The organism is Paeniroseomonas aquatica, assembly GCF_030409335.1.
GTDB classification, from domain to species: Bacteria; Pseudomonadota; Alphaproteobacteria; order Acetobacterales; family Acetobacteraceae; genus Belnapia; species Belnapia aquatica.
The window spans coordinates 43,505-69,243 of sequence record NZ_JAUFPN010000147.1; the positions used below are offsets into that span (position 1 = coordinate 43,505).

Annotated in this window: 22 protein-coding genes; 16 read left to right on the top strand and 6 right to left on the bottom strand. The window is 71.7% G+C overall.

Features of this window, described 5'->3' with window-relative positions:
- Nucleotides 1-6 precede the first annotated feature (6 nt).
- The gene (locus tag QWZ14_RS13635; protein ID WP_290317235.1) at nt 7-930 is read left to right on the top strand and encodes an alpha/beta fold hydrolase; all 924 of its coding nucleotides are present in this window, start codon (nt 7-9) and stop codon (nt 928-930) included.
- A gap of 244 nt (nt 931-1,174) precedes the next feature.
- On the opposite strand, the gene QWZ14_RS13640 is transcribed toward QWZ14_RS13635, so the two are convergent.
- Entirely contained in the window at nt 1,175-2,275 is a 1,101-nt protein-coding gene (locus QWZ14_RS13640) for an acetoin utilization protein AcuC (RefSeq protein ID WP_290317237.1), read from the bottom strand.
- A complete protein-coding gene (tpiA, locus tag QWZ14_RS13645) occupies nt 2,272-3,024 on the bottom strand; it encodes a triose-phosphate isomerase (RefSeq protein WP_290317346.1) in 753 nt (250 codons plus the stop codon). Before tpiA ends, QWZ14_RS13640 begins: the two co-directional genes overlap by 4 nt.
- A gap of 128 nt (nt 3,025-3,152) precedes the next feature.
- Between tpiA and QWZ14_RS13650 the strand changes: the two genes are divergently transcribed.
- From QWZ14_RS13650 to lexA, 10 genes are all read left to right on the top strand, one after another.
- Nucleotides 3,153-5,045, top strand: a complete 1,893-nt coding sequence (locus tag QWZ14_RS13650; protein WP_290317238.1) for a peptidylprolyl isomerase — start codon at nt 3,153-3,155, stop codon at nt 5,043-5,045.
- A 23-nt stretch (nt 5,046-5,068) separates the two neighbouring features.
- Entirely contained in the window at nt 5,069-6,571 is a 1,503-nt protein-coding gene (trpE, locus tag QWZ14_RS13655; protein ID WP_290317239.1) for an anthranilate synthase component I, read from the top strand.
- Between the two features lie 88 nt (nt 6,572-6,659).
- Nucleotides 6,660-7,637 (top strand): DUF6925 family protein, encoded by a 978-nt coding sequence (locus tag QWZ14_RS13660; RefSeq protein ID WP_290317241.1) that lies wholly within the window; start codon nt 6,660-6,662, stop codon nt 7,635-7,637.
- Between the two features lie 47 nt (nt 7,638-7,684).
- Nucleotides 7,685-8,548 (top strand): amidohydrolase family protein, encoded by an 864-nt coding sequence (locus QWZ14_RS13665; protein WP_290317243.1) that lies wholly within the window; start codon nt 7,685-7,687, stop codon nt 8,546-8,548.
- 372 nt (nt 8,549-8,920) lie between these two features.
- The gene (locus QWZ14_RS13670; protein ID WP_290317244.1) at nt 8,921-9,523 is read left to right on the top strand and encodes an anthranilate synthase component II; all 603 of its coding nucleotides are present in this window, start codon (nt 8,921-8,923) and stop codon (nt 9,521-9,523) included.
- A gap of 44 nt (nt 9,524-9,567) precedes the next feature.
- The gene (gene trpD / locus QWZ14_RS13675) at nt 9,568-10,530 is read left to right on the top strand and encodes an anthranilate phosphoribosyltransferase (protein WP_456307243.1); all 963 of its coding nucleotides are present in this window, start codon (nt 9,568-9,570) and stop codon (nt 10,528-10,530) included.
- Between the two features lie 10 nt (nt 10,531-10,540).
- Nucleotides 10,541-11,371: an indole-3-glycerol phosphate synthase TrpC gene (gene trpC / locus QWZ14_RS13680; protein WP_290317246.1), complete on the top strand. Its 831-nt coding sequence runs from the start codon at nt 10,541-10,543 to the stop codon at nt 11,369-11,371.
- Nucleotide 11,372: 1 nt separating this feature from the next.
- The gene (gene moaC, locus QWZ14_RS13685) at nt 11,373-11,849 is read left to right on the top strand and encodes a cyclic pyranopterin monophosphate synthase MoaC (RefSeq protein ID WP_290317247.1); all 477 of its coding nucleotides are present in this window, start codon (nt 11,373-11,375) and stop codon (nt 11,847-11,849) included.
- Entirely contained in the window at nt 11,849-13,054 is a 1,206-nt protein-coding gene (locus QWZ14_RS13690) for a molybdopterin molybdotransferase MoeA (RefSeq protein WP_290317248.1), read from the top strand. The genes moaC and QWZ14_RS13690 overlap by 1 nt, the downstream gene beginning before the upstream one ends.
- Before the next feature lie 130 nt (nt 13,055-13,184).
- Complete coding sequence (lexA, locus tag QWZ14_RS13695; protein ID WP_290317249.1) at nt 13,185-13,919, top strand: transcriptional repressor LexA; 735 nt, start codon at nt 13,185-13,187, stop codon at nt 13,917-13,919.
- On the opposite strand, the gene QWZ14_RS13700 is transcribed toward lexA, so the two are convergent.
- Nucleotides 13,920-15,983, bottom strand: a complete 2,064-nt coding sequence (locus QWZ14_RS13700) for a ComEC/Rec2 family competence protein (protein WP_290317250.1) — start codon at nt 15,981-15,983, stop codon at nt 13,920-13,922. It abuts the gene before it with no gap.
- Between the two features lie 309 nt (nt 15,984-16,292).
- On the opposite strand from QWZ14_RS13700, the gene gltX reads away from it, so the two are divergent.
- A complete protein-coding gene (gene gltX / locus QWZ14_RS13705; protein ID WP_290317251.1) occupies nt 16,293-17,687 on the top strand; it encodes a glutamate--tRNA ligase in 1,395 nt (464 codons plus the stop codon).
- 12 nt (nt 17,688-17,699) lie between these two features.
- On the opposite strand, the gene QWZ14_RS13710 is transcribed toward gltX, so the two are convergent.
- Nucleotides 17,700-18,626, bottom strand: a complete 927-nt coding sequence (locus QWZ14_RS13710; protein WP_290317252.1) for a diacylglycerol/lipid kinase family protein — start codon at nt 18,624-18,626, stop codon at nt 17,700-17,702.
- Nucleotides 18,627-18,850: 224 nt separating this feature from the next.
- On the opposite strand from QWZ14_RS13710, the gene QWZ14_RS13715 reads away from it, so the two are divergent.
- The 4 genes from QWZ14_RS13715 to QWZ14_RS13730 all read left to right on the top strand — a co-directional run bounded on the left by QWZ14_RS13715 (nt 18,851) and on the right by QWZ14_RS13730 (nt 22,807).
- The gene (locus QWZ14_RS13715; protein WP_290317253.1) at nt 18,851-19,663 is read left to right on the top strand and encodes a UDP-2,3-diacylglucosamine diphosphatase; all 813 of its coding nucleotides are present in this window, start codon (nt 18,851-18,853) and stop codon (nt 19,661-19,663) included.
- Nucleotides 19,656-20,717 carry a glycosyltransferase family 4 protein gene (locus QWZ14_RS13720; protein ID WP_290317254.1) on the top strand — a complete coding sequence of 354 codons (1,062 nt, stop codon included), beginning with the start codon at nt 19,656-19,658 and terminating at the stop codon, nt 20,715-20,717. The genes QWZ14_RS13715 and QWZ14_RS13720 overlap by 8 nt, the downstream gene beginning before the upstream one ends.
- A gap of 22 nt (nt 20,718-20,739) precedes the next feature.
- A complete protein-coding gene (locus QWZ14_RS13725; protein ID WP_290317255.1) occupies nt 20,740-21,354 on the top strand; it encodes a class I SAM-dependent methyltransferase in 615 nt (204 codons plus the stop codon).
- 82 nt (nt 21,355-21,436) lie between these two features.
- Nucleotides 21,437-22,807 carry an esterase-like activity of phytase family protein gene (locus tag QWZ14_RS13730; RefSeq protein WP_290317256.1) on the top strand — a complete coding sequence of 457 codons (1,371 nt, stop codon included), beginning with the start codon at nt 21,437-21,439 and terminating at the stop codon, nt 22,805-22,807.
- Between the two features lie 276 nt (nt 22,808-23,083).
- Here QWZ14_RS13730 and kdpC read toward each other — a convergent pair whose 3' ends face one another.
- Together kdpC and kdpB are read right to left on the bottom strand one after the other, a co-directional pair.
- Nucleotides 23,084-23,671 carry a potassium-transporting ATPase subunit KdpC gene (kdpC, locus tag QWZ14_RS13735; RefSeq protein ID WP_290317257.1) on the bottom strand — a complete coding sequence of 196 codons (588 nt, stop codon included), beginning with the start codon at nt 23,669-23,671 and terminating at the stop codon, nt 23,084-23,086.
- A gap of 3 nt (nt 23,672-23,674) precedes the next feature.
- Nucleotides 23,675-25,729 (bottom strand): potassium-transporting ATPase subunit KdpB, encoded by a 2,055-nt coding sequence (gene kdpB, locus QWZ14_RS13740; RefSeq protein WP_290317347.1) that lies wholly within the window; start codon nt 25,727-25,729, stop codon nt 23,675-23,677.
- Nucleotides 25,730-25,739: the final 10 nt, after the last annotated feature.

Sequence of the window (25,739 nt, forward strand, 5' to 3'; positions counted from 1 at the left end):
GCCAGCATGGCACCGCCTGCCCCGCCCGGCCATACTCGGCGGATGATCCACAGCGTCCAGACCCCAGTCCTTGACATCGCCTATACGCAGCACGGCCCCGAGGATGGCCCGGCGGTGGTGCTGCTGCACGGCTTCCCCTATGGCCCCCAGGGGTATGATGCGGTGGTGCCGCCGCTGGTCGATGCCGGCCGGCGCTGCATCATCCCTTGGCTGCGCGGCCATGGCCCGACCCGCTACCGCGACCCCGCCACCCTGCGCTCCGGCCAGCAGGCCGCCCTGGGCAAGGACCTGCTGGACCTGCTGGATGCGCTCGCCATCCCCCGCGCCGTGGTCGCCGGCTATGATTGGGGCGGCCGCGCCGCCTGCATCCTGGCCGCGCTGTGGCCCGAGCGCGCGGCCGGCCTGGTCACCTGCACCGGGTACAACATCCAGGACATCGCCGCTGCCGCCCGCCCCGCCCCGCCCGAGCAGGAGCACCGCTGGTGGTACCAGTACTATTTCCACACCGAGCGCGGGCGGGCCGGGCTGGAAGCCGACCGCCAGGGCATTGCCCGGCTGCTCTGGCGCCTCTGGTCGCCCAACTGGGCCTTTGACGAAGCGACGTTCCAGGCCAGCGCCGGCGCCTTCGACAACCCCGATTACGTCGCAACCGTCATCCAGTCCTACCGCCACCGCTTCGGCTACGCCTCCGGCGACCCGGCGCTGGAGCCCATCGAGGCGGCGCTGGCGGCGAAGCCCGCCATCCCGGTCCCGACCATCTGCCTGCATGGCGCCGGCGACGGCGTCGGCCCCGTGCAATCCTCCGCCGGCCACGCCCGCCACTTCACCGGCTCCTATGAGCGCCGGGTGATTCCGCTTGTCGGTCACAACATTCCGCAGGAGGCCCCGGCGGAATTCGCCAAGGCCATCCTCGACCTTCCGCTGCTTTGAGCGGCGATCCGCCTTGCCGGCCTTAGCGCAAGGCGAACGCCGGTCCCGTCAACAGGGGCACCGCACGTCCGAAGCCTCCCGCCGCGCCCTTCCCGGCGCGATGGCCGCCCTGGTACGCCCCGCGGTCGCCTTCAGCCTGCGGACCATGTCGTCGGCTCTGCGCCGGCGGGCTCAATGCCATCGTCAGCCGCGCCATGGCCCAGGCCTCGACACCGGGTGACCGTCGCGATGCCGGACTGATCCTTCAGCCCCTCACCGCCGCTGCAACCACCCGCTGCACCGCGGCCCGCACCACCCCGGGCCGCGGTGCATCGCGCATGGTGGTGAACCAATGCTCGGGCGGCGCCCGCCCGGCGGCGCGATGGAAGCTCAAGCCCCGCAACACCGCCTCCGCCGCCGGCGTCGTCCGCTCCGGCACTGCGATGCCGTTGAGGGTGGCCCAGACCCCGGCCCAGCAGCGGCCGACCGACCAGGGGTTGTAGCCACCGCCTCCCAGCACGACGAGGCGCGGCGCCAGCCCCATCAGCGCCCGCACCACCCCCCAGTGCGCGTTGTTGGACAGCGCCAAGCGGGAGAGCGGATCCTCCTCCAGCGCATCGGCGCCGCATTGCAGCATGATCGCCTGCGGCCGCAGCGCCCGGGCGATCGGCAGGATGGCCTGGTGCAGCACCCAGAGCATCTCGCTGTCGTTGAAGCCGGCCGGCATCGGCAGGTTGCGCGCCTGACCGCCTGCCCGGTCGTCGCTGCCCCCGGTGAAGGGCCATCGCCCGGCCTCGTGCACCGAGACGGTGTAGACCCGCCGGTCGTAGTGGAAGGCATCCTGCACGCCGTCGCCGTGATGGGCATCGATGTCGACGTACAGGATGTTGCCCAGCCCCTGGTCCAGCCAGGTCAGCAGGCCGAGCACCGGGTCGTTCAGATAGCAGAAGCCGCTGGCCCGATCCGGCCTGCCGTGATGGGTGCCGCCGCCGGGGCAGAAGACCACGCCGCCGTCCGCCGTCAGCCGCGCCGCCAGCATGCAGCCGCCGGCGCTGGTCGCGGGGCGGGAGAACACCTCGCGGTACACCGGGTTGCCATGGGCGCCGATGTGGAAGCGGGCGCGGTCCTCGGGGTCGGCCTGCTGCGCCGCCTCGGCCCGCTGCAGCGCGGCGACGTATTCTGGCGCATGGAAACGGGCGAGCGCCTCCGGACTGGCCCTGGGCGCCTCGATCCAGCCCCCGGGCGGCAGCCAGCCCATCGCCTCGATCAGGTCCAGCGCGGTCGAAACCCGCGGGATGGCCAGCGGGTGCTTCGGCCCGTAGCTGGACCGCCGGTAAATCTCGGAGCCGATGAGCAGCGGGCTCACGCGCCGGCGGCAGCCCCCGCGGCGATGGCCAGGAAATCCGCCGCGACGAGGCTCGCGCCGCCGACCAGCCCGCCGTCGACATTGGCCAGCGCCAGGATGGCGGCGGCGTTCGAGGGCTTCATCGACCCGCCGTAGAGAATGCGCAGCCCACCCCCGGCCGCACCGAAGCGGGCCAGGAGCTTGCCGCGGATCGCCTGGTGGATGGCGGCGATCTCCGCCTCGGTCGGGGTTCGCCCGGTGCCGATCGCCCAGACGGGCTCGTAAGCCACCACGCCGCCGGCGGCGGCGAAGCCCTCCGGCAGGCTGCCGTCGAGCTGGCCGGTCACCACCGGCTCCGCCTCGCCCGCCAGCCGCTGCGCCTCGCTCTCGCCGACGCAGACCACCGGGGTGAGCCCCGCCGCCAGCGCCGCCTCGGCCTTGGCCCGCACCACGGCGTCGGTCTCGCCATGGTTTGCCCGGCGCTCGGAATGACCGAGGATCACATGCGTCGCGCCGATGTCGCGCAGCATCGCCGCCGCCACGTCCCCGGTATGGGCGCCCTTGGCCGCCGCATGGCAGTCCTGGCCGCCGACCGCGATGGCGGCCCCGGCCAGGGCGGCGATCACCGGCTGAACATAGGGAAACGGAGGGCAGACCAGCAGCTCGGCCGCACCGGCCTCGGCCAAACCGGCCTTGATGGCGCCAGCGAGCGCCGCGGCCTCGCTGAGGCTTCCGTGCATCTTCCAGTTGCCGGCGATCAGCGGGCGCACTCCGGGGGTCATGGCAAAATCCTTCCTGGCTGGCTGCATGGGCCGGCAGTCCGGTATCCGGCGCAGCCTCGTTTGGCAACGGGGCCCGGCTCGGCTATGGACCGGGCACAAACGCCGCACGGATCAAGATGCTCACCGCACTCCGCCGTCTCGCCTCGACCTGGGTCGCCAAGCTGCTCTTCATCGTGCTGATCGCCTCCTTCGCGTTCTGGGGCATCGGCGACACCGTGCGCAACTTCGGCCGGGACAACGCCGTCGCCCGGGTCGGCGGCGATCCGATCGAGCTGGAGGAAGCCCAGGCGGCCATCCGCCGCGAAATGCAGCGCCTGGCCCGCCAGGTCGGCGCCGCCTTCGAGAACGACCCCCGCATCCGCCGCGCCGTCGCCAACCAGGCGATGGAACAGCTGGTCCTGGACCGGGTGCTGCGCGCCGAGGCGAACCGCCTCGGGATCGCGGTGCCGGATGCCTCGGTGCGCGATTTCATCTTTTCGATTCAGGGCTTCCGCGGCATGGACGGGCAGTTCTCCCGCGCGGTCTTCGAGAATTTCCTCCGCTCCAACGATCTGACCGAGCCGGCATTCCTGGCCCTGGTGCGGTCCGACCTGGCGCGGCAGCAGGTCTCGCTCGCGGTCCGTTCCGGTGCCGCCGCGCCGGCGGCCTTGGCCCGGCCGCTGCTGCAGTGGCAGCTTGAGCAGCGCAGCGCCACGCTGGTCGCCCTGCCGCTGGCCGCGGCGGCGGAACCGCCAGCGCCGGAGGAGGCGCAGCTCCGCCGCTACCACGAGAACAACCCGGAACGCTTCTCCAGTCCGGAGTACCGCGACGCCGCCGTGGCGGTCCTGACCGCCCAGCTGATCAGCCGCGAGGTCGAGATCTCCGATGCCGAGCTTGCCGCCGCCTATGAGGCCCGGCACAGCCAGTTCGAGACGCCGGAGAAGCGCACCCTGGCGCAGGTGCTGGTCCAGGACGAGGGGAAGGCCAAGGCCATCGCTGCCGCCTGGGCCGCGGGCGCCGATTTCGCCGCGATCAATGCCCAGGCCGAGGCCGCCGGTGGCCAGGCCATCGAGCTCGGCAGCCTCGACCGCGGTGGCCTGCCTGTGCCGGACCTGGCGGAGGCCGCCTTTGCCCAGCCCGAGGGCGGCATCACGGCCCCCGTCCGAAGCGACTTCGGCTGGCATGTCGTGAAGATCGAGAAGATCGAGGCCGGCTCGACCCGCAGCCTCGCCGAGGTGCGCGACCAGCTGCTGGAGGACCTCAAGCAGGAGAAAGCCGCCGATCTTGCATTCGAGCGGGCCAACCGGGTCGAGGATGCGCTGGCCGGAGGCGCCACGCTGGCCGAAGTGGCCCAGCGCTTCAACCTCGGCTTCGCCAGCGTCAAGGTCGATGCCACCGGCCGCGGCGAGGATGGCCAGCCGGTGACCCTGCCGGTGATCGAGGCCGCCCGCCCGCCTCTGCTGCAGGCGATCTTCCGTGCCGAGCGCGGCACCGCGCCGCGGCTCGCCGAGACCGAGGCCGGCTTCGTGGCGGTCGAGATCAAGGAGATCGTCCCGCCAGCGCTGCGCCCCTACGAAAGCGTCCAGGCCGAGGTGCTGGCCGCATTCCAGGCCGAGGCTCGCCGCCGGGCGCAGGAGGAGAAGGCCGCCGGCCTGCTCGCCGCCGTCAAGGGCGGCAAGGCCCTGGCCGATGCAGCCCGTGAGGCCGGGCTCGGCTTCCGCGAGGTCGGCGCCATCACCCGCGACCAGCAGCGCGACCCGACCGTGCCGCCCGAGCTGCTGGCGCCGCTCTTCGAGTTGAAGGCGAAGGAGCCGACCATGGTCCAGACCCGTGACGGCTATGCGGTCGCGCAGTTGCTAGAGGTCACCGCCGCCAACCCGGATGCCGACCCGGCGGGCCTGACCCGGCTGAGCGGGGAGGTCAGCCAGGCCATGGCGCAGGACCTCGAGACGCAGTTCATGCTGGCCTTGCGGGCCCGGGCCGATGTCCGGATCAATGCAAGGCTCGTCGATACCCTCGCCCAACCCTGACCTCGACCGAAGGAACCACCCCCATGCCGCTTCCCGACTTCGCCGCCTTCAGCGCTGGTCTTGCCGCCGGGCAGGGTCAGGTGCTGTGGCGGGAGCGGGTGGCGGACCTGGACACGCCGGTCGGGGTCTTCCTCAAGCTGGCCGCAGGCAAGCCCAACAGCTTCCTGCTCGAGAGCGTCGAGGGCGGCGCCGCCCGTGGGCGGTATTCCGCAGTGGGCATGGAGCCGGACCTGATCTGGCGCTGCCGCGATGGCCGCGCCGAGGTCAACCGCCACGCCCAGGCCGCGCCGCATGCCTTCGAGCCAGCGGCGGAGGATGCGCTGGCGAGCCTGCGCGCCGCGCTCGATGCAATGCGCATGACGCTGCCGGCCGGGCTGCCGCCGATCGCCGTCGGGCTGTTCGGCTACCTCGGCTACGACATGGTCCGGCTGATGGAGACGCTGCCGGCGCTGAAGCCGGACGTGCTGGGCGTGCCCGACGCGGTGCTGATGCGGCCGACCCTGATCGCGGTATTCGACCATGTGCGCGACGCGCTGAGCCTGTTCACGACGGTCTGGCCGCAACCGGGCCTCGACGCGCAGGCCGCCTGGGATGCGGCGCAGGCCCGGCTGGACGAGGCGGAGGCGGCGCTCGACCGGCCGCTGCCACGGCCCGCCGCGCCGGTGAGCCTGCCGAAGCCACCTGAGCCTGCCAGCAATTTCACCCGCGAAGGCTTCCTCGCCGCGGTGGAGACGGCGAAGGAGTACATCCGCGCCGGCGACTGCTTCCAGATCGTCCCCAGCCAGCGCTTCTCGGCGCCCTTCGCCCTGCCGCCCTTCGCGCTGTATCGGGCGCTGCGGCGGATCAACCCGGCGCCCTTCCTGTTCTTCTTCGATTTCGCCGGCTTCGCCGCGGTGGGCGCCTCGCCCGAGATCCTGGTCCGGCTGCGCGACGGCGAGGTGACCATCCGGCCGCTCGCCGGCACCCGCCGCCGCGGCGCGACGCCCGAGGAGGACAAGGAGCTCGAGGCCGAGCTGCTGGCCGACCCGAAGGAGCGGGCCGAGCACCTGATGCTGCTCGACCTCGGCCGCAACGACGTCGGCCGGGTCTCGGCGATCGGCAGCGTCAAGGTCACCAGCCAGTTTCAGGTCGAGCGCTATTCCCAGGTCATGCACATCGGCTCCGAGGTCCGGGGCCGGCTGCGGCCCGGGCTCTCGGCGCTGGAGGCGCTGGCCGGCGGCTTCCCCGCCGGCACCCTGACCGGGGCGCCCAAGGTACGCGCCATGGCGATCATCGAGGAGCTGGAGCCCTCCCGCCGGGGGATCTATGCCGGCGGCTTCGGCTATTTCGGCGCCGATGGCGGCATGGATACCTGCATCGGCCTCCGCACCGCCCTGGTGAAGGATGGGGTGATGTACGTCCAGGCCGGCGCCGGCGTGGTGGCCGACAGCGACCCGGTGGCCGAGTACGAGGAAACCCACCAGAAGGCCCGCGCCCTCTTCCGCGCTGCCGAGGAAGCCGTGCGCTTCGCCGCCGGACGTCGCTAGGGCCGCTTCGACGGAATGCTGCGGCGGCGGATTGACGTCCGGCCACGGTCGGCTCCAGGCTCCGGTGCCGCCCGGAGCTCCTTGCCGCATGACCCCCATCGCCGCCCTCAGCTCCGCCCTCGCAGATCCCGAGACCGGCTGGGGCATCGGCGTGCTCGGTGCCATCGGCGAGTTCTGCCGCGACGCGGGCGAAGCCTGCGAGGACGCCGACACCGCCGCCGGCTTCCGCCGCGTCACGCCACGCGGCGGCATCGCCATCCGGCCCGACCACCCGGCGTTCCGGCTGATCGCCTGGGAAGAGCCCTCCCCGGCTGCCGGGCTCTGGCGCCAGGGGGCCGGGATGTGCCTTCCGGAGGCTGAGGCGGCCATCGGCGGCGCCGCGGTGGTGACCGAGCTGGGGCCCGACACCATGGCGCTGCGTCCAGAGGACCGGGGCGATATCCTGTTCGACATGGGAGTTGGTTTCGCCCATCTGCGCGCCTGCGTCCGCACCGCGGATCCGGTGCTGCTGGCGGCACTGCGGGCGGGCGCCGGGACGCCGCTGTTCGACCCCGAGAACCCGGGCGGCGCGGCCATCCTGGTCGCCTCGCCGCACCGGGTCTTCCTGTCGCGGCTGGCGCGGATCGAGGTGTACCAGCCTATTCCGCCACCGGATGGGAAGTCCCCGGTCGGGCCGCATACGCATCTGCTGCCCGGGCTGCTGCGGGCCCACCGGGCGCATGGCGCGACCCGGCCGCTGCCCGAGGGCTGGGTCTCCTGCCTCGACCTCTACCCCGCCCATCCGCTGCGCGACGCGGTGGAGGCGCCGCGCCCCTTCGATCCTGCCCGGCATGCTGCCTTCCAGGCCCTGCTGGCCGACTTCGGCCTGCCCGAGCTGCGAGCCGAGAAGGCCCGGCTGGCCGCGGCGGTGCGGGCCAACATGGCGCCGGCCGAATTCATCCCCGCCGGTGACCGGCACGGCCGCGCTGCCGCGCGCATCACCCTCCGCCAGCTCGGCTGGACCGAGCCGACACTGCCTGCCCTGCCGGCTTGGCAGGTGGCGCTGGAGCCGGCTGCCGCAGGTTGACTCCGAGGACCCGGCATTGCCCGATGCCGCAAACGGAGGACCGATCCATGACCCGCCCCTGCCCCGGCGCCCGCGCCGTGACCAGCACCCCGAACTGGCAACCACCGGCGAACAGCACCGATTGCCACATGCATATCTTCGGCCCCTACGACCGCTATCCGCTCTCGCCGGGCCGCGGCTATACCCCGCCCGAGGCCTCCATCCAGGCCTACCAGGCGATGTGCACGGCCATCGGGCTCCGCCGCACCATCGTGGTCCAGCCCAGCATCTACGGCACCGACAATGCGGTGACGCTGGATGCCGTCGCGGCCCTGGGCCACGACCGGGCCAGGGCGGTGGTGGTGGTGGATGACAGCTTCGACCTCGAGGCACTCAGGGCGATGGGCGCGCAGGGCGCCTGCGGCGTCCGCTTCAACGCCGTCAGCGGCAACGGCACGCCGCTTGAGCAGCTCGAGGCGCTCGGCGAGCGGCTGGCGAGCCTCGGGTGGCATCTGCAGCTCTATGCCCACGCGGCCGAAATGGTGGCCCTCGAGCCGGTGCTGGCGAGGCTGCCCTGCCCCCTGGTGATCGACCACATGGGCGGCGTGAAGACCGCCGAGGGCGGGCTTGGGAACCCAGGTTTCAAGGCATTGCTCCGCCTGCTCGACGGCGGCGCCTGGGCCAAGCTCTGCGGCTACCGGTCGTCCACCGGCCACCCCTATGCCGACGTGCGCAGCATGGCCGAGGCCATGATCGCCGCCGCGCCGGACCGCTGCCTCTGGGGCACCGACTGGCCGCATCCTTCGCTGCTGACCCCGGAGGAAGTCCCCGACGACGGCCATCTGATGGATCTGCTGGGCGAATGGGCGCCGGCGGAGGCGCAGCGGCAGGCGATCCTGGTCGACAATCCCGCCCGCCTCTACGGCTTCTGATGCGCCTTGCCTTGCGGCGCCGGTCGTGGCTAGTCTGACCGCATGGTCAGGAACACCATCCCCGCGGCGCGATTTTGGTATAGCTGGTACACACCGGCGGCCTAGGATCAGCGCATTCATCGCAGACCCCCGAAGCCGCCACCTGCTGGCGGCTTTCGTGTTCCTGGACCAGTCCCACGACCCCCGCCTGCCTGGTGACGGCCCCCAAGCCCAGGAGGCCCTCATGCAACGCAGCGACTTCGACTTCGACGTGATCAGCGGACCATCCAGCCCGCCGCCGCGGCCCTCGGCCGGACCCGCCGCGCCTGCGCCAGTCCTTGCGCAGCCGGTCGCGCTTGACCCGGCTGCGCCACGGGACGAGATTCAGAAACCATGATCCTTCTGATCGACAACTACGACAGCTTCACCTTCAATCTCTATCACTTCCTGGGTGACCTTGGAGTGGAGGTCGAAGTCCGGCGCAATGACCAGCTGACAAGCCAGGAAGCCCTGGCCCTGCAGCCTGAGGCGATCCTGCTGTCCCCCGGTCCCTGCACGCCGAACGAGGCCGGCATCTGCCTGCCGCTGATCGGTGCGGCCGCCTCCGCCGGGGTGCCGTTGCTCGGCGTCTGCCTTGGGCATCAGGCCATCGGCCAGGCCTTCGGCGGCACCGTCGTCCGGGCACCGGACCCGGTGCACGGCAAGGTCTGGGAGATCCACCACCGCGGGACCGATGTCTTCGCCGGCCTACCGAGCCCCTTCCGCGCCACCCGCTACCACTCGCTGGTGGTGCGCCGCGCGGACCTGCCGGCCGAACTGGTGGCGACGGCCTGGACCGAGGATGGGCTGGTCATGGGCCTCGCTCATCGCGACCTGCCGATCTGGGGCGTGCAGTTCCACCCGGAAAGCATCGCCAGCCAGCACGGCCATGATATCCTGCGAAACTTCCTGACCCTGGCCAAGGCACGGCTGCCCGCAGCCGTGAGGGCTGCGTGAACAGCCTGAAGCCGATCCTGGCCCGCCTCGCTGCCGGCGAAACCATGGCGGAAAGCGAGGCCGAAGCGGCCTTCGGGATCATCATGGCCGGGGAGGCCACCCCGGCGCAGATCGCCGCCTTGCTGATGGCGATGCGGGTCCGCGGCGAGACGGTGCCCGAACTCACCGGCGCCGTCCGCGCCATGCGGGCGCGCATGCTGGCGATCGAGGCGCCGGTCGGCGCCATCGACATCGTCGGCACCGGCGGCGATTCGTCGGGCAGCCTCAATATCTCCACCGCGACGGCCCTGGTGGTCGCCGGCTGCGGCGTTCCGGTGGCCAAGCACGGCAATCGGGCGCTATCCTCCAAGTCCGGCGCCGCGGATGCGCTGGCGGCGCTCGGCATCAACCTCGATGTGCCGCTCGACCGGCTGGAGGCCGTGCTGGCCAAGGCCGGCATGGTCTTCCTGATGGCGCCCCGGCATCATGCGAGCATGCGCCACGCCGCCGGCCCGCGGGTCGAGCTGGGGACAAGGACGATCTTCAACCTTCTGGGACCCTTGGCAAACCCGGCCCGGGTCAAGCGCCAGCTGACTGGCGCCTATGCCACCGCCTGGCTGCGGCCGATGGCCGAGTCCTTGCTGCGGCTCGGCACCGAGGCGGCCTGGGTGGTGCACGGCCAGGGGCTGGATGAGATCGCGCTCTCCGGCGAAACCCAGGTCGTGGCGCTGGAAGCCGGCCGGCTGCGCGAGTTCACCATCGCCCCCGAGGATGCCGGGCTGCAGCGCGCGCCGCCGGAAGCCATTCGCGGTGGTGAGCCAGCGGAGAACGCCCTGGCCCTGACCGCGTTGCTGGCGGGTGCCTCCGGCCCCTACCGCGACATCGTGCTGCTCAATGCGGCGGCTGGTCTGGTTGTCGCCGGCCGCACGCGGGACCTCCGCGACGGGGCTGCGCAAGCCGCGCGTGCCATCGACAGCGGTGCCGCTTCTGCCGTACTGGGCCGCCTCAAGGACGCGACAGCAGCATGATTGCCCCCCAATGAACGCCCCGATCATCGTCACCCCCAGCCACGCCGTGCCGGACACCCTCGCCCGGATCCTGGCCGATAAGTACGAGGAGGTCCGCGCCCGTTCCGCCGCCACCCCCATGGCCGAGATCGAGCGCCAGGCCCATGCCGCGACGCCGCCGCGCGACTTCGTCGCGGCGCTCTGTGAGGTCGTGGCGGATGGCCGCGTCGGCCTCATCGCCGAAATCAAGCGCGCCTCGCCCTCCGGCGGCCTGATTCGAGACCCCTTCGAGCCGGCGGCCCTGGCGCAGGATTATGCCCGCGGCGGCGCCACCTGCCTCTCGGTGCTGACCGACGCGCCCTATTTCCAGGGCACCACCGAGCATCTGAAGACCGCCCGCGCCGCCTGTACCCTGCCGGTGCTGCGCAAGGACTTCATGGTGCACCCCTGGCAGGTCTTCGAGGCCCGGGCGATGGGAGCCGATTGCATCCTGCTCATCATGGCAGCGCTCGCCGACCGCCAGGCCGAGGAGCTGGAGGAGATCGCCCGCAGCCTCGACATGGCGGTGCTGGTCGAAGTGCATGACCGCGCCGAGCTGGACCGGGCGCTTGGCCTGCAGACCCGCTTGGTGGGCATCAACAACCGCAACCTCAGGACCTTGCAGACCGATATCGCGACGTCCGAGGCGCTTTGCCCCTTGGTGCCGGCAGACCGCATCCCGGTCGCCGAGAGCGGCATCCGCACCCCGGACGACGTGCGGCGCATGGCCGCGGTCGGCGCCCGCTGCATCCTGGTCGGCGAAAGCCTGATGCGGCAGCCGGATGTGGCCGCCGCGGCGGGCGAACTCGTGCACGCCCTCTAGCATGGCCGAGGCCCTCACCCACTTCGACGCCGAAGGCCGAGCCGCCATGGTGGATGTCGCCGGCAAGGCGGAGACCTCCCGCCGGGCGGTGGCGCGCGGCCGCGTGGTCATGGCGCCGGCGACGCTGGAGCGCATCCGCGAAGGGCAGATCGGCAAGGGTGACGTGCTCGGCGTGGCACGGATCGCCGGCATCATGGCGGCGAAGCGGACCAGCGATCTGATCCCGCTCTGCCACCCGTTGATGCTGTCCAAGGTCGCGGTAGACCTCACCCCCGTGGCGCCCGATGCGGTCGAGATCGAGGCCACCGTCAGCCTCACCGGCCGCACCGGCGTCGAGATGGAGGCGCTGACCGCGGTCACCGTGGCGGCGCTGACCATCTACGACATGTGCAAGGCGATCGACCGCGGCATGCGGATCGAGGATGTCCGGCTCTCCCATAAATCCGGCGGCAAATCCGGGGTCTACGAGGCAGAGTGATGCTGACGGTCGAGGAAGCCCGGGCCCGCATCCTCGGCGCCCTCACCGCCACCCCGGCCGAAACCGTCCCCCTGCCGGCGGGCTGGGGGCGGGTGCTGGCCCGCCCGGTGCTCTCCCGCGTGACCCAGCCTCCCGCCGATGTGTCGGCCATGGACGGCTACGCGGTGCGGGCCGCCGATGCGGAACTGGGCGCCAGCCTTGCCGTCACCGGCACCGCCCCGGCCGGCCACCCCTACGCGGGCTCGGTCGGGCGGGGCGAAGCGGTGCGCATCTTCACCGGTGGCATCATCCCGGACGGCGCCGATGCGATCCTGCTGCAGGAGGATGCCGAGCCCGCCGCAGGCCGTGTTCAGGTCAAGGAAGCGGTGCGCCCCGGCCGCTGGGTCCGCCGCCGTGGGCTCGACTTTGCCGAAGGCGAGGAATTGCTGCCGGCCGGCCGGCGTCTCACCGCCCGGGACATCGGCCTGGCCGCCGCCGCCAATACCCCCTGGCTCGCGGTGCACCGGGCGCCGCGGATCGGCATCCTGGCGACCGGCGACGAGATCGCCCTGCCCGGCGACCCGATCCCCGCCGGCGGCATCGTCAGCAGCAATGCCCATGCCCTCGCCGCCCTGGTGCGGGCGGCCGGCGGCGAACCTCTGGTCCTGCCCATCGCCCCGGACGACAGCCGGGCGATCGCCGAGGCCGCCGTCGCCGCCCGGGCCTGCGACCTGCTGGTGACCACCGGCGGCGCCAGCGTCGGCGATCATGACCTGGTCCAGAGCGCCCTCGGCCCGCAGGGCTTCGCGCTGGACTTCTGGAAGATCGCGATGCGGCCGGGCAAGCCGCTGATCTGGGGCAGGCTTGGTCCGACGCCGGTGCTGGGCCTGCCGGGCAATCCCGTCTCGGCCCTGGTCTGCAGCGTGCTGTTCCTGTTGCCGGCGCTCGACCGGCTTTCCGGCCTGCCGGGTGCGGCGCCACGGACCGTCCGCGCCCTGGCCGGAGCGCCCCTGCCCGCCAATGACGGCCGCTTCGACCACCTCCGGGCAATCCTGCAGCCGGGGCCGGATGGCGTGCCGGTCGCCACCCCCTTTCCGGTTCAGGACAGTTCGATGATGAAGACCTTGGCGCGGGCCGAGGCACTGATCCTGCGGGCGCCGGGTGCCCCGGCCGTGCCGGCGGGGGCGCCGGTTGCGGTCATCCCATTGGGCGAACTCGGGATCTGAAAAAGCCATATCGCGTCTGTGCTTGACCCGATTTTGGAACTTCCGTAGAACATCCACACGATTCGTGGTTTGTTCGCCGAACCATGCCGAGGTTTAGCCGCGGCTCCTGGGCCGCAGACGGAGGGGACGTATGCTCACCCGCAAGCAGCATGAGCTGCTGATCTTCATCGACAAGCATCTGCGCGCGACCGGCTTCTCTCCCTCCTTCGAGGAGATGAAGGACGCGTTGAAGCTGAAATCGAAATCCGGCATCCACCGGTTGATCACCGCCCTCGAGGAGCGCGGCTTCCTGCGGCGGCGGGCGCATCGTGCCCGGGCGCTGGAGGTTATCCGGCTGCCGGAGAACGTGGCGCCGCGCCGCGCAGCCGAGGCAGCCGCCCCACCGGCCCCGGCGGGGCGGGAGGCCTCCTTCGCGCCCAATGTCATCCATGGCCGCTTCGCCCCCAACCTGCCGGGCGTGGCCCGGACGGGCCATGAGGGCATGGCGGTCCAGCTGCCGCTCTATGGCCGCATCGCCGCCGGCCTTGCCATCGAGGCGCTGCGCGACAGCGGCACCAGTGTCGAGGTGCCCGCGGGGCTGTTGGCGAGCGGCGAGCACTACGCGCTGGAAGTCGCCGGCGATTCGATGATCGAGGCCGGCATCATGGACGGCGACACCGTGATCATCCGGCGCGGTGAGACGGCGGACAACGGTGCCATCGTCGTCGCCCTGGTCGATGAGAACGAGGTGACGCTGAAGCGGCTGCGCCGGCGCGGCAATTCCATCGCGCTCGAGGCAGCGAACCCGCGCTACGAGACCCGGATCTTTGGGCCGGACCGGGTGAAGGTGCAGGGCCGGCTGGTGGGGCTGCTCCGCAAGTACTGACTATTCGACCGCGGCCGGCGGTGCGGCCGAGGCCATGCCGCGCGGCAGCGGCACCGGTGGCACCCAGGGGCGGTCGCCGCGGAAGGCCCGGTCGCTGACCACCCGCACGCCATCCGGGCGCAGCCAGATGGCATGCGGGCCATCCCGCCATACGGCAAAGCGGTCCACCACCTGGGCCAGGCAGGGGCCCCTGATCGGCTCCGCGGAGACCACCACGGCAGCGCTGGCGCAGCCCTCCCGCGGGGAATCCCCCCGCAGCACCACGGCGGCGGGTATCGTGTCGCCGAGGCTGATGCGGCAGGCACCGGCCGTGCATTGCACGCTGCCCTGCGCCAGGGCCCCTTCGCGTGGCAGGGCTTCGGTCTCGGTGACTGCGTAGAGCCGCTGCCAGTTCTCCCGCGTCATGGCCGAAGCGCCGGACAGCCTTTGGGTGAACAGCGTCGCCCCGGCATGGACGCCGATCAGCCGGCCATCACCGGAAACCAGGAGGTCCGGTCGCCGGTCCAGGGAAGCGCTGGCAAGGCCCACCAGCAGGAACGGCAGGCCGAACAGGCGCCAGCCGGTGCGCCACAGGCATAGCCAGATCAGTCCGAAGGTGCAGAGGCCGAGCCCCCAGCCCGGGATCGGCACGGCCGACATTGCCGCGCCGGGCCAGCCGGCGACCCAATGGGCGATGGCGAGGATCGCCTCCACCCCCCAGCCCATCGGCACCAGCGCCAGCCGTTCAAGGCCAAGCGGCATGAGCAGGGCCGCGACCATGCCGGCCGGCATGACCAGCATCGTGGTGACCGGCACCGCGATCGCATTGGCCAGGACCCCATAGACCTGCAGGCGGCCGAAGTGATGCAGCCCGAAGGGCGTGGTGGCGGCGCCTGCGAGGATGGAGGTCATCACCAGGCCGAAGCCGGCGAGGAGCAGCCGGCGCCGCCAATCGGCCCCGGTGCCGGCGACCGGTACGTGCGGCCGCAGCCATTCCCAGCCGGCGATCAGCGCCAGCACCGCCGCGAAGCTCATCTGGAAGCTGGCGCCGAGGATCGCCGCCGGCTGCAACAGCAGCACCGCCGCCGCGGCCATCGCCAGCCCGCGCAGGGTCAGCGCCCGCCGCCCCGCCAGCAGCGCCGCGGTGGTCAGCACCGCCATGGCGACGCTGCGCTGCATCGGCACCTGGGAGCCGCTGAGCAGCAGGTAGAAGCCGCCGGCGCCAAGGGCCAGCAGCGCCGCGAGCGCCTTCACCGGCAGGCGCAGCGCGGCCCAGGGCAACAGAGCCAGCATCCAGCGCAGTCCGGTGAAGGTGATGCCCATGACGATGGCGATATGCAGGCCGGATACGCTCAGCAGATGCGCCAGGCCCGAATCCCGCATGGCGGCGAGGTCGTCCGGGGCGATGGCGGTCTGTCCCCCGGTAAGCAGGGCGCTGGCCACCGCACCCGCGGCCCCCGGCACCGCTGCCGCGACCCTGGCCTCGATGTCGGCGCGCAGGGCGGCGAAGGCCGGTGGGGGAGCCAGGCCGGGAGAGACCTCGGCCGGCCCCAGGGCATAGCCGCTGGCGCCGAGACCGGAGAACCAGGACGCCCGCTGGAAGTCGAAGCCGCCGGGGACGGACGGCCCGACCGGTGCCCGCAGCAGGGCACGGACCCGCAGCCTGTCGCCTGGCGCCGGTGCGGCGGCATCCTGCCGCTTCAGCCGGATGCGGATGGTTCGCTCCTCCATCGCACCACCGTCGAACCGTGCCTCGGCCAGGGTGACGCGGCGGCCTTCCGCCAGCAGCTCCACGGTCAGCACACGGCCGGTGACGATCGTGGCGGTGCGCGGCACATCCAGCGCCGGAGCCTGTCGCCCGGCATGCCACGTGGCGCTGGCGAAGCCTGCCAGGCCGGCCGCGGCCAGGCCAAGCGCCCAGCCAGCCATTGGCCGGCGCAGGCCCAGCCAGACGGCGAGCAGCACCATGGGCGGGGCGACCCAGATCACCGCCGCCGGCGGTTCGCCCGGCAGAGCAAAATAGGCCAGCACACCCGCACCAAGGGCGACAGCGAGCCAGGGCGCGAGACGCGACCGCTCGTTCACCAAATGGGTGGTCCATTTGGCGGCCTGTGGAACGGGCCTGCTGGGCCACCGGACGGTCGGCCAAGCAAGCGAGATGCTCATTCGACTCGACGAATAAGGCTGCGAATCGGGAATTGCAACCAAAAGGCGAGCAAGAATTTAATCCGAGTCGATGAACCGGCTCGGCCACATGACAAAACTTTCAGAAAATACTTCACAAATTTATAGGACTAAGTTCCACCAAGTTAAGAATGCCTTGTCCTTCCGGACGTCGCATTTCCCCGCAAGCCGGGTTCCGGTAAGCTTGGCCTCCTCCGGCCAAGGTTTCCCATGAGCGTCCGTACCCGCTTCGCACCTTCTCCCACCGGCTTCCTGCACATCGGGGGGGCCCGCACGGCGCTGTTCAACATGCTGTTTGCCCGCCACCACGGTGGCCAGTACCTCCTGCGCGTGGAGGACACCGACCGGGCCCGCAGCACCGAGGATGCGGTGCAGCAGATCCTGCACAGCCTCGACTGGCTCGGCCTCAGCCCGGACGAGGCGCCGGTCTTCCAGAGCAGCCGCGCCGCCCGCCACGCGGAGGTGGCGCGCGAGATGCTGGCCGCGGGGCGGGCCTATCACTGCTGGTGTACAAGTGAGGAACTCGTGGCGATGCGGGAACAGGCCGTGAAAGAAGGCCGCCCGCCCCGCTACGACGGTCGCTGGCGTGACCGCGACCCGGCCGAGGCCCCCGCCGGCGTCCAGCCCTCCATCCGGCTGAAGGCCCCTCGGGAGGGATCGACCGTGGTCGAGGACCTGGTCCAGGGCCGGGTCGAGGTGCAGAACGCCGAGCTGGACGACATGATCATCCTCCGCTCGGACGGCACGCCGACCTACCTGCATGCGGTGGTGGTGGACGACCACGACATGGGCATCACCCATGTCATCCGCGGCGACGACCACCTGACCAACACCTTCCGCCAGGTTCAGGTCTATGACGCCATGGGCTGGTACCGCCCCCACTTCGCCCATATCCCGCTGATTCACGGCGCCGACGGCGCCAAGCTCAGCAAGCGCCACGGCGCCGTGGGCGTGATGGAATTCGACGCCCAGGGCTTCCTGCCGGAGGCCGTCTGCAACTACCTGCTCCGCCTGGGCTGGGGCCATGGCGACGAGGAGATCCTCGACCGCGACCGTGCCATCGCGCTCTTCGACCTGAAGGATGTCGGCCGCGCCGCCTCCCGCATGGATTATGCCAAGCTGACGCACCTCAACGGCGTCTATCTCCGGCAGGCCGATGACGACCGGCTGGCCAAGGAAGTGCTGAAGCGCCTTGCCGCCCGCGGCGTCCTGTTCGGCACCCTCGGCGGGGACCGGGTGAAGGCGCTGATGCCGGCGCTGAAGGAGCGGGCCAAGACCCTGGAGGAGCTGACCGGCGCCGCCGTCTTCGCCGCCCAGGAAGGCCCGCCGAAGCTGGAGGCCAAGGCCGCCGCCATGCTGACGCCGGAGGTCAAGGCGCTGCTCGCCGATCTCGCCCAGTTCCTGAACACCGCACCCTGGGAGCGGGAGGATCTGATGAACTGGCTGCGCGACTACGCCGACGTGAAGGGCGTCAAGCTCGGCCAGGTCGCCCAGCCGCTGCGCATCGCCCTCGCCGGCAGCACCCAGAGCCCGCCGATCGACGCCGTGCTCTGGGCCCTCGGGCGGACCGAGGCGATGGACCGGATCCTGGCGGCCGCGGAGTAGCGCGCGGCCGCGTCAGGCGGCCGCCAGCAGCCGCTCCCCGAGCCCCGTTCCCAGCACCACCCGCAGCGGGGCCGCGGCTGTCGCGACCTCCACCGGCAGGCGGCCGGCCGGGTCGCCATCGGCCTGCACCGCCACCCCGTCGCCCTCGATCCGTACCCAATCCGCCCGCCGCAGCACCACCCCGGGCATATGCGGCAGCAGGTTCAGCGGCAGGGCCGCGCCGTAGGCCGCGGTCGCCAGCGGCCCGGCCCCGGGGAACAGCGCCACCTGGAAGCTTGGCCGCGCCATCGCCGCGGCCGGAGCCAGCAGATGCCGACCGGCATAGAAGCGCCCCTTGGTGACGATGACGGACCGCGCCGCCACCGCCCCATCGGCGAAGACCACGCGCAGCGGCGGGAAGCCGTAGCGGCGCAGCTGCCGCATCGCTCCCCAGACATAGGCACCGCGTCCGAAGCGACGCTTCAGCCCGAGGTCCAGCGCCTCGACCACCGCCGCGTCGAAGCCCGCCCCCAGCATCTGCACGAAGAGCCGGACCGAGCCATCGCCGAAGCGGGCGACGCCCGGATGCACGCAGGCGGTTCGCCCCGTCGCCAGCAAGGCCGCCGCCGCCTCCGGCCGGATCGGAATGCCGAGCTCCCACGCAAAGACATTGGCGGTGCCGAGCGGCAGCACCCCCATCGCCGCGCCGCTGCCATCGAGCCCCGCGGCAACCTCGGCAATGGTCCCGTCGCCGCCCGCGGCAACCACCAGCGTCGCCCCGGCGGCGGCGGCCGTCCGGGCGAGCGCTGCGGCATGGCCAGGATGCGTCGTCTCGGCTACGGCATGCGTGCAGCCATGCCGGTCGAGCCAGGCCAGGGCCCGGTTCAGCCGCTGCCGGCGCCGCTGCCCCGCGGCGGGATTGTAGATGATCAACATGCCGATCTTATCGCAATCACCCATGACGTTTTTCTGTCAATCCTCGGTCACGCCGCGGTCAAGCCAGTGTATTCGCGGAAACGACCCGTATCCAGACTGACGTGCGGGTGACCCACAGGGCCCGTTACTGCACGGTTTCATGAAGGGTTCACGGCACGCCCGCAGCTTCCGCGTTACGGCCCCGTTGAGACCGTGACCGGGATTCGGCCCACCATCGGCCGGGCCCGGCGGACAGCGAGGGCAACGCGATGCAAGCCGCTCATCCCAAACGCCGGTACCGGGGCGTCTTCCTCTCCGACACCCACCTCGGCATGCGCGGCTGCCGTGCCGACTTCCTGGCCGACTTTCTCCGCCACACCGAATGCGAGCAGCTCTACCTCGTCGGCGACATCATCGACGGCTGGCGACTGCGCAAGTCCTGGTACTGGGATCCCGACCATGACGAGGCGATCCGCCTGATCCTGAAGCTGGCGCGATCGGGCACCGAGGTCACCTACATCCCGGGCAACCACGACGAGCTCTTCCGCAACTGGATGGCCCAGGGCCTCGAGGTCGCCGGCGTCCGGCTGTTGCGGGAGGCGGTCCACCACTCGGCCGACGGCCGGCGCTTCCTGGTCATCCACGGCGACGAATTCGACGGTGTCATCCGCTATGCCAAGCTGCTCGCCCACCTGGGCGACTGGGCCTATGACGCCGCCCTGGTCCTGAACCGCTGGTTCAACGCCGTCCGCCGCCGCCTCGGCTACCCCTACTGGTCGCTGTCGCAGTGGCTGAAGCGCCAGGTCAAGGAAGCGGTGAAGGCGATCGACCGCTTCGAGGAGGCTCTGGCGAACGAGGCGCGGCGCCGCGGCCTCGACGGCGTCATCTGCGGCCACATCCACCATGCCGAGATGCGCGAGGTCCACGGCATCACCTACATGAACGACGGCGACTGGGTGGAGAGCTGCACCGCGCTCGTCGAGCACGCCGATGGCCGCTTCGAGCTGATCGACTGGGCGCGCGAGATGCGCCTTGCCGCCGCCGCGGCGGACGACCAGCGGATGGCCATCGCCCGTGCCTGACCTTGCCCTGCCGGTCGCGGAAGGCGGCGCCGCTGCCGCGGCCGGGCCGCTTCGCCTGCTGATCGTCACCGATGCCTGGACCCCCCAGGTCAACGGCGTGGTCCGTACCCTCGGGATCATGGCCAGCATGCTGCGGGCGGCGGGGGATACCGTCGAGGTCATCGGCCCCGATCGCTTCTTCAACCTCCCCATGCCCGGCTACCGGGAGATCCGCCTGGCCGTCGTCCCGCCGCGCAAGCTGGCGCGGCTGGTCGACGCCGCCATGCCCTGCGCCGTGCATATCGCCACCGAGGGACCATTGGGCTGGGCGATGCGGGCACTCTGCCGCCGCCGTGGCTGGCCCTTCACCACTGCCTTCCACACGAAATTCGCTGAGTACCTGCAAACCCGCATCGGCGTGCCCGCCGCCTGGTCCTGGCGGGTGCTGCGGCACTTCCACCAGCCGGCCGAGGCGACCATGGCCGCCACCCCCAGCCTGCGGGCCGAGCTCGCCGCGCGCGGCTTCACCAAGGTGCGGGCCTGGACCCGCGGCGTTGACCTCGAGCGGTTCCGGCCGGCGCCGCGCGACCCGTTCGAGGGCCTGGCGCGGCCGATCTTCCTCCATGCCGGGCGGATCGCGGTGGAGAAGAACATCGCCGCCTTCCTGGCGCTCGACCTGCCCGGCAGCAAGGTCGTGGTGGGCGACGGGCCGCAGCGCGCGGCGCTGATGCAGCGCTTTCCCGCCGCCCACTTCCTCGGCTGGCGGGACAATGGGGTGCTGGCACGGGCCTATGCCGGGGCCGATGTCTTCGTCTTCCCCTCCCGCACGGATACCTTCGGGCTGGTGCTGCTGGAGGCCATGGCCAGCGGCACGCCGGTCGCCGCCTTCCCGGTCACCGGCCCGCTGGACGTGGTGACCGACCCCCGCGCCGGCGTGCTGCACGCCGACCTGCGCACCGCCTGCCTCGCCGCCCTCGACTGCGACCGCGCCGCCGCCCGGACCCATGCCGAACGCTTCTCCTGGGCGGCATCCGTGGCGCAATTCCGCGGCGCCCTCGCCCCCTTCAAGCCATGACCACGCACCGGAGCAACCCTTGATGCGGACCACCAGCAGCCTTGGCCAGGATGCCGACCGCCCCGGCACGGCGAACCTCCCGCTGTTCTTCCGCCGCTGGCTGTCCGACCCGCTGCAGATGGGCTCGATCGTCCCCTCCTCCCGCACCCTCTGCCGCCGCATCGCCCGCCTGGTCGCCGCCGGCGGCGAGGGGCCGGTGGTCGAGATCGGCGCCGGGACCGGGGTCATCTCCCGGGCGCTGATCGAGGCTGGCATCGCCCCCGAGCGGCTGGTGCTGGTCGAGATCGTGCCGGAGATGGCCGACCACCTGCGCGCCAGCCTGCCCGGGACCACCGTGGTCTGCGCCGATGCCTTCGCCTTGCCGCAGCACCTCGTGGCGCGGCTGCCAGGGCCAGTCGGCACCGTCATCTGCGGCATCCCGCTGGTGATGCTGCCGCTCGAGCGGCAGCGGCAGTTCGTCGCGCAGGTCGAGCGGATCGCCCCCGGCCTCGGCTTCCTGCTCTACACCTACTGCATCACCTCGCCGCTGCCATACCGCAAGCTCGGCCTCGAGGCGGTGCGGGAGGCCTGGACGCCGCGCAACTTCCCTCCCGCCAGCGTCTGGCGTTACCGTCCGCTCGGTCCGCCGGCCGGCTGAAACCCAGCTGCCATCGATGCGCCACGCAGCGGTAACATGGCCCGGCTAGGAGCAGTGCCGAACCGAACCGGATGGAATTTCCATGCGCAAGCTGCTGCTGCTCGCCACCGCCGCCCTGATGCAGGCCGCGCCCGCGCTGGCCGAGATGCGTTTTGAGGCAACCCTGGCCGGGCATGCGATCCTGCCGGCGCAGAGCATGACACTGCCGCCGGGAGATGCGCCGCGGGACGCGCTGATCGCCGGCAAATTCACCAGCCCCGGCAACCTTCGCACCGACCGCACGGGCAGCATCCCCGGCACCACCGGCCCCGCCCCTTCCGGCCGTCCCACCGGCATCGCCCTGCCCTTCGTCGGCCAGGCCATTCAGGGCTTCTCCGGCATCAAGCCGGTCGAGGGCCAACCGGGCGCCTATTGGGTGCTGACCGACAACGGCTTCGGCAACAAGCGCAACAGCCCCGACGCGTTGCTGATGCTGCACCGTATCCGGCCGGATTGGCAGAGCGGCCAGGTCGCGGTCGAGCAGACCATCTTCCTCTCCGACCCCGACCGCCGCGTGCCCTTCCGCATCACCCATGAGGCGACGGGCCCGCGCTACCTGACCGGCAGCGACTTCGACCCGGAAGCGGTCCAGCCCGTTGCCGACGGCTTCTGGATCGGCGAGGAGTTCGGCCCCTTCCTGATCAAGATCGACCGGGAGGGCCGGGTCCGGCAGGTGGTGGAGACGGTGATCGAGGGCCGCGCCATTCGCAGCCCGGACCACCCGGCGCTGCAGGTCCCGGCCAGCCCGGCCGCCACCACCGCCTTCGACTCCGCCCGCAGCGGTGGCTACGAAGGGCTGGCCGCCAGGCCGGACGGCAGCCGACTGTTCGCGCTGCTGGAGAAGCCGCTGCTCACCGCCGCCGGCACGCCGGAAGGCCGCTTCCTCCGCATCGTCCAGTTCGACACCGCTCGCGCCACCTGGACGGGCCGCGTCCTGCGCTACCGCACCGAGGAAGGCACCACCTCGATCGGCGACTTCAACATGATCGACGACCGCCGCGCCCTGGTCATCGAGCGAGACGATGGCGAGGGCGACCCCTCGCTCGCCTGCGCCGCCGGCAGCAACCCGCCCGGCTGCTTCGCCAATCCGTCGCGGCTGAAGCGGATCTACGTCGTCGACCTCGGCGCCACCGATGCCGAGGGCTTCGTGCGGAAGCTCGGCCATATCGACCTGATGGCCATCCGCGACCCCGAGGGCCTGGCCCGCACCCAGGGCGATCGCGCCGCAAGCCTCCCGCGCGACCGCTTCGGCTTCCCGTTCTTCACCATCGAGAATGTCGCCGTGGTGGATGCCGACCACATCATCGTCGGCAACGACAACAACCTCCCCTTCAGCGCCGGCCGCCACCTGACGCGAGCGGACGACAACGAGCTGGTCCTGCTGCGGGTGCCAGAGCTGCTGCGCGCGCGCTGAGGATCCCAGACCGGGGGAGGATGAGGCTGCTCCGCCCCCAGTCCCGGCTTTGGCGCGGTCGTCAGGACCGTTCGATCGGCCACCCATGGGCCCGGCGGACGCGCCGCCGCAAGGCCAGCAGCCCGGCTGCTGCCAGGATAGCCACGGCGCCCAACAGCCAGACCGCCGGACCCCAGCCGCTTCCCTGGCCACCTTCCATGCCAAGCCGCAGCCGAAGCGAGCCGAAACCCGCCCAGGCCAATTCCGCCAGCACGGCACAATGGAAAGCCGACAGGCTCACGGAAGCGCATCCATCGCCAGGTTCAGTTCGAGCACGTTGACCCGCGGGTCGCCGAAGATGCCCCATTCCGGCCCTTCGGTATGCGCGGCCAGCAACGCCCTCACCCGCGCCTCCGGCAGGCCCCGCGCCGCGGCGACCCGGGCCACCTGCCGCGCCGCATTCGCCGGGCTGATATGCGGGTCGAGCCCGGAGGCGGAAGCGGTCACCGCATCTGCCGGCACCGGCGCCGGTCCAGCCTCGGCCACCCGCGCCGTCACGCCCTGCAGCAGCGCCGCGCTCGTCGGCCCTGCCTGAGACGCCGCCGAGGCGGCTCCGTTGTATGGCGCGGCCCGGGTGCCGCCGGGCTGATCCGGGTCGGCCTCGGTCGTTACCGAGGGCCGCGGGTGGAAATAGCGCATCCCGGTGAACTGCTGACCGAGGAGCCTGGATCCCACCAGCTTTCCCCCGGCCTCCACCAGGCTGCCATTGGCAGGCCCCGGCAGCACCAATTGGGCGAAGCCCGTGAAAGCCAGCGGCACCAGGAGCCCCAGCAGCAGGGTCATACTGCCGACCATCGCAAAGGCCGGACGCAACATCGCAACCATGACTCAGGCAATCCCCATGACGGTCAGGACAAGGTCGATCAGCTTGATGCCGACGAAGGGCGCGACGATGCCGCCCAGCCCGTAGATCAGCAGGTTCCGCCGCAGCAGCGCCGCCGCGCCCACCGGCGTATAGGCCACGCCCCGCAGCGCCAGCGGCACCAGCCCCGCGATGATCAGCGCATTGAAGATCACCGCCGAGAGAATGGCGCTTTCGGGCGAGGCGAGGTGCATGACGTTGAGCGCCTGCAGCTCCGGATAGCTGGCGACGAAGATCGCCGGCAAAATAGCGAAGTACTTCGCCACGTCATTGGCGATCGAGAAGGTGGTCAGCGCCCCGCGGGTGATCAGCAGCTGCTTGCCGATCTCCACCACCTCGATCAGCTTGGTCGGATCGCTGTCGAGGTCGACCATGTTGCCGGCCTCGCGCGCCGCCTGGGTGCCGGTCTGCATCGCCAAGCCCACATCCGCCTGGGCCAGCGCCGGGGCATCGTTGGTGCCGTCCCCGGCCATGGCCACCAGCCGCCCCTCCGCCTGGGCGTGGCGGATATAGCCCAGCTTGTCCTCCGGCGTCGCCTGGGCGAGGAAGTCGTCCACCCCCGCCTCCGCCGCGATGGCCGCCGCGGTCAGCCGGTTGTCGCCGGTCACCATCACCGTGCGGATGCCCATCTGCCGCAGCGCGGCGAAGCGCTCGCGCATGCCGGGCTTGACGATGTCCTTCAGCTCGATCGCGCCGAGCACCACCCCGTCACGGCCGACCGCCAGCGGCGTCGCCCCCTGGCGCGAGATGCGGTCGATCGCCTCGGCCAGCGCCGGCGGGATCGGCACGCCGAGGCTCTGCGCCAGGCTGCCCACCGCGCCCTTGCGATAGCTGCGCCCATCGGTATCCAGGCCGGAGAGCCGGGTCTGCGCGGTGAAGGCCACCACCTTGGCCTCGGCCGGCAACCCCGGCGCGGCGACACCGTACTTCTCCCGCGCGAAGGCGAGGATGGACCGCCCCTCCGGTGTCTCGTCGCCAAGGCTGGCCAGCACCGCCGCCTCAGCCAACTCCTGTTCGCCCACCCCCGGCGCCGGCACGAAGCCCGCCGCCTGGCGGTTGCCGAAGGTGATGGTGCCGGTCTTGTCCAGCAGCAGCACGTCGACGTCGCCCGCGGCCTCCACCGCCCGGCCGCTGGTCGCCAGCACGTTGAAGCGCACCAGCCGGTCCATGCCGGCGATGCCGATGGCCGAGAGCAGCCCGCCGATCGTCGTCGGGATCAGGGTCACCAGCAGCGCCGCCAGCACGGTGACGGAGGGAGGCTCCCCGCCCCAGCTGGCGAAGCCTACCAAGGTGGCGACGGCGATCAGGAAGATGATCGTCATCCCCGCCAGGAGGATGTCGAGCGCGATCTCGTTCGGCGTCTTCTGCCGCGAGGCGCCCTCGACCAGCGCGATCATCCGGTCGAGGAAGGTCGAGCCCGGCGCCGCGGTGATCCGCACCACCAGCCAGTCGGAAACCACCAGCGTGCCGCCGGTGACGGCACTGCGGTCGCCGCCGGACTCGCGGATGACCGGTGCGCTCTCGCCCGTCACCGCCGCCTCGTTCACGCTGGCGATGCCCTCGACGATCTCGCCGTCGGAGGGCACCAGGTCGCCCGCCTCCACCAGCACCAGGTCGCCGACCTTCAGGTCGGTCGCCCCGCGCGGCTGCCACAGCGTGCGGTCATCCGCCCGCAGCAGCAGCTTGGCTCGCGCATCGCCGCGGGCGCGCCGCAGGCTTTCCGCCTGGGCCCGGCCGCGGCCCTCGGCGACGGCCTCGGCGAAGGTGGCGAAGACCACCGTCAACCAGAGCCAGGCGCCGATGCCCGCCTGGAAGCCCCAGGGCGCGCCATCGACGGCGGCCAGCACCGCCAGAAGGGTGACGAGGATCGCCACCACCTCGGTGACGAAGATCACCGGATTGCGGATGAGCTTCGCCGGGTTGAGCTTGCGCAGCGCATCCAGCGCCGCGCGCCCCAGCAGCTGCCGGTCGGTGAAGGCCGCCACGCGCAGCCGGCGCGTGGCAGTGCCCTGCGGAATCATCATGTCCATC